At 71.2% G+C, this 3,538-nt stretch carries 4 protein-coding genes and 1 pseudogene; 1 reads left to right on the top strand and 4 read right to left on the bottom strand.

Features of this window, described 5'->3' with window-relative positions; all coding sequences use genetic code 11:
• Window positions 1-323 precede the first annotated feature (323 nt).
• The 4 genes from GH736_RS19345 to GH736_RS19330 all read right to left on the bottom strand — a co-directional run bounded on the left by GH736_RS19345 (window position 324) and on the right by GH736_RS19330 (window position 3,394).
• Complete coding sequence (locus GH736_RS19345) at window positions 324-725, bottom strand: DUF7144 family membrane protein (RefSeq protein WP_159606255.1); 402 nt, start codon at window positions 723-725, stop codon at window positions 324-326.
• Between the two features lie 50 nt (window positions 726-775).
• On the bottom strand, window positions 776-1,207 hold the full coding sequence (locus GH736_RS19340) for a hypothetical protein (protein WP_159606253.1): 432 nt from the start codon (window positions 1,205-1,207) through the stop codon (window positions 776-778).
• 105 nt (window positions 1,208-1,312) lie between these two features.
• On the bottom strand, window positions 1,313-1,744 hold the full coding sequence (locus GH736_RS19335) for a DUF7144 family membrane protein (protein WP_159606251.1): 432 nt from the start codon (window positions 1,742-1,744) through the stop codon (window positions 1,313-1,315).
• A gap of 57 nt (window positions 1,745-1,801) precedes the next feature.
• Window positions 1,802-3,394, bottom strand: coding sequence for a RecQ family ATP-dependent DNA helicase (locus GH736_RS19330; RefSeq protein WP_159606249.1), 1,593 nt, complete (start codon window positions 3,392-3,394; stop codon window positions 1,802-1,804).
• Window positions 3,395-3,411: 17 nt separating this feature from the next.
• On the opposite strand from GH736_RS19330, the pseudogene GH736_RS19325 reads away from it, so the two are divergent.
• Window positions 3,412-3,538, top strand: a pseudogene (locus tag GH736_RS19325) (RtcB family protein); the annotation flags it as partial.

The following is a 3,538-nucleotide window of genomic DNA, read 5'->3' as shown; positions in this document are numbered from 1 at the left end:
TGCGCCGGCGCGGGGCGCGGGGATGGGGGCCGAGACCTCCTCGCGCGCGGGCTTGGGCGGCACCGTGGCGGCGCGCTCGGGCGACTGCTTCGAACTGGTGCGGGATGCCGTGTCAACCATCGTCGGTTCGTCCTTCGTGTGCGCGGTCAAGTCTGGCTCCACGGTAGGACCGGCCCGCCGGGACCGGAAACGAGGCGTCCGGCGCCTACAAACGGCGCGCTGGACGGTTCGCGAAGGCCTGTCGGCTCCCTACAAACGCGCGTGGCGAGCGGGTGTCCGTGTCCACAACTGCCGGACGCGGCATCCGCTCGCCGACGCGACGTTCAGTCGCGGAAGTAGGCCGTCGCGCTGCGCGTCCAGAGCAGGAGCAGCACGATCGCGGCGACGGCGATGCTGAAGTACTCGCCGATCGCCCCAGCCGGATACGCGATGGCCAGGAACACCGAGCCGACGATCGAGAGGATCTGGAAGATCGTGATGACGATGCGCGAGGCGTTGTTGCCGCGCAACAGCCCGATCGCGACCACGATCACGACCACGCCGATCAGGATCTCGAGCAGGGCCGAGGCGATGAGCTGGCTCGCACCGCCGAACTGCTCCACCGTCGCGGTCACGCTCGTCTGGAACAGCAGCAGCGTGCCGCCGATGACATCGAGCAGGCCCGAGATCCACGCGATCACCGCGACCAGGGTGACGCCGCCGGGCCGGCGCATCGAATCCGACATGACCACTCCTCACGTCGGCGCCGCCAAGACGCGGCGCACTTGGGGTGATGCTAGCGCGCGGCGACCTCGCTGCCGCGGAAGTACGCGCTCGACGGGCGCGTCCAGAGCAGGATCATGACCAGCGCCGAGAAGAAGACGCTCGCCCACTCGCCCACCGGGTTGCCGAGGTTCGCCACGGCGAGAAACAGCGACTGGATGAGCGACAGTGCCTCGAGCACCGTCACGATCATGCGCGCCACCCAGCGGCCGAGCCAGATGCCGAACGACAGGGACAGCACGATGACGCCCAGCAGGATCGAGCCGATGGAAGCCGCGAGCACGCCGTTCGGCCCGCCGAACGCCTCGGCGATCTCGGGGTTGCCCCCCTCGAACATGAGGAGGATGCCGGTGATCACGTCGATGACGCCCGAGAGGCCCGCCAGCACGGCCACGATCGCGACGCCGATCGGCCGGTGGACAGTTGGTGCTGCTGCTTCCGACATGATGCGCTCCCCACTCCCGCGCGTCGTCCCAGGCGACGACCCTGGCCCGATGCTAGCGCGGCGACGGATGCCGCGGCGAGAGGTCGTGGCATCCGTCGCGTCGCGTCAGCTGGTGGGCTGGTCGGGCGCGAGGCCCTTGAAGTAGCGCGTGGCGTCGGCCGACCAGAGCAGCATCAGGATGGCGAGGGCCACCAGCGCGCTCACGATCTCGGTCGACAGGGTCGAGGGCTGCGCGATGCCGATCCAGATCGACCCGGCGAGCGAGATCGCCTGCACGATCGTCGCCGCGATGCGCGAGACCGTGTTGCCTCGCAGCAGCCCGACTGCGATGAGCACCATGATGATGCCGAACGCGATCTCCATGACGGCGAGCGAGGTGGCGATGCCCGCGCCGCCGAAGGCGTCGGCCGTGGTCGGGTCGGACTGCATCGACAGCAGCACGATGCCGCCGATGATGTCGAAGGCCCCGGAGACGACCGCCAGGGCGGCGACGATGGTGACGCCGAGCGGACGCTGAGGGCCGAGCTGTTCGGACATGGCGCTCTCCTTGGTCGAAGGCACGGATGCCGCGGCCACGGCCCGCTTGGCGCGATCCTATGCGGCCGCCACCACCGCCAGCAGCGCCTCGCCGTAGGCCTCGCGCTTCTTCGCGCCGATGCCCGTGATGCCGTCGAGGTCGCCGATCCGCTCGGGCCTCGCCACGGCGACCGCGCGCAGGGTGGCGTCGCCGAAGACGATGTAGGCGGGCACTCCCTGCTCGCGTGCCTCGCCGGCCCGCCACGTGCGCAGCGCCTCGAAGAGCTCGGCCTGCGCGGGTTCGAGGTCGGCCGCCGCCGCCACCGCCTTGGGCCCGCGCGAGCGCGCCGGACGGTCGGCCTCGGCGCGGAGCATCACGCTGCGGGCACCCGAGAGCACCTCGGCCGCGGCATCCGTGATCGTGAGGGTGCCGTACTCGCCGTGCGTCGCGAGGAGGCCCTGCGCGAGGAGCTGCCGGACGACGCCGCGCCACTGCTGCTCGGAGAGGTCGGCGCCGATCGACCAGGTCGCCAGCGCGTCATGGCCGTACTGGCGGACGCGCGGCGTCTCCTTTCCGCGGAGGATGTCGATGAGGTGGCCGGCGCCGAACTTCTGGCGACGCTCGCGCTGCAGGCGCACGATCGTGGACATCAGCTTCTGCGCGGGAACCGTGCCGTCCCATGCCTCGGGGGGCTCGAGACAGGTGTCGCAGTTGCCGCACGGCTGGCTGGGCTCGCCGAAGTAGCCGAGCAGGTTCTGGCGGCGGCACTGCACCGTCTCGCAGAGGGCGAGCATCGCGTCGAGGTGCTCGGACAGGCGACGGCGATGCGCGAGGTCGCCCGGGCTCTCGTCGATCATGCGGCGCTGCTGCACCACGTCCTGCAGGCCGTAGGCGAGCCACGCGGTGGCGGGCGTGCCGTCGCGGCCGGCACGACCCGTCTCCTGGTAGTAGCCCTCGACGGACTTCGGCAGGTCGACGTGGGCGACGAAGCGCACGTCGGGCTTGTCGATGCCCATGCCGAACGCGATCGTGGCGACGATGACCACGCCGTCTTCCCGGAGGAACCGCTCCTGCGTGCTGCGGCGCAGCCCGGCGTCGAGGCCGGCGTGGTAGGGCAGCGCGTTGACGCCGTTGGCGGCGAGGAAGGCCGCGAGCTTCTCGGTGCTGGCCCGGGAGAGCGCGTAGACGATGCCCGAGACGGGCGTGCCCGAGGCATCCCGGCCCTCGGTGCGCACGAAGTCGAGGAGCTGCTTGCGCACCTCGAGCTTGGGCGCGATGCGGTACTGGATGTTGGGCCGGTCGAAGCTCGAGACGAAGTGCCGCGCGCCCTCGAGCGAGAGGCGCATGGTGATCTCGCGGTGCGTCGCCTCGGTGGCCGTGGCCGTGAGGGCGATGCGCGGCACGTCGGGCCAGCGCTCGGCGAGGTCGGAGAGCGCGAGGTAGTCGGGCCGGAAGTCGTGCCCCCACTGGGCCACGCAGTGCGCCTCGTCGATGGCGAAGAGGGCGACGCGGCCGCCCTCGAGGAAGCGCTTGGAGGCCTCGGAGTTCAGCCGCTCGGGCGCGATGTAGAGCAGGTCGAGCTCTCCAGCGAGGTAGGCCCGCTCGACCGCCGCGCGCCCGGCCGGCTGCTGGCTCGAGTTGAGGTAGGCGGCGCGCACGCCGTTGCGCACGAGCGCGTCGACCTGGTCACTTCATCGAGGTGTCGCTCGACGAGACCGACGCGGTGTGGCTGTTCCTGCACTCGGGCAGCCGGGGCGTGGGCAACAAGATCGCGCAGCACCACATCAGGGTCGCGCAGCGGCTCGCGACGCAGT

The organism is Agromyces humi (assembly GCF_009720255.1).
Classification (GTDB): Bacteria; Actinomycetota; Actinomycetes; order Actinomycetales; family Microbacteriaceae; genus Agromyces; species Agromyces humi.
The sequence above is the reverse complement of the archived record's forward strand: the minus strand, read 5'-3'. Positions and strand labels throughout refer to the sequence as shown.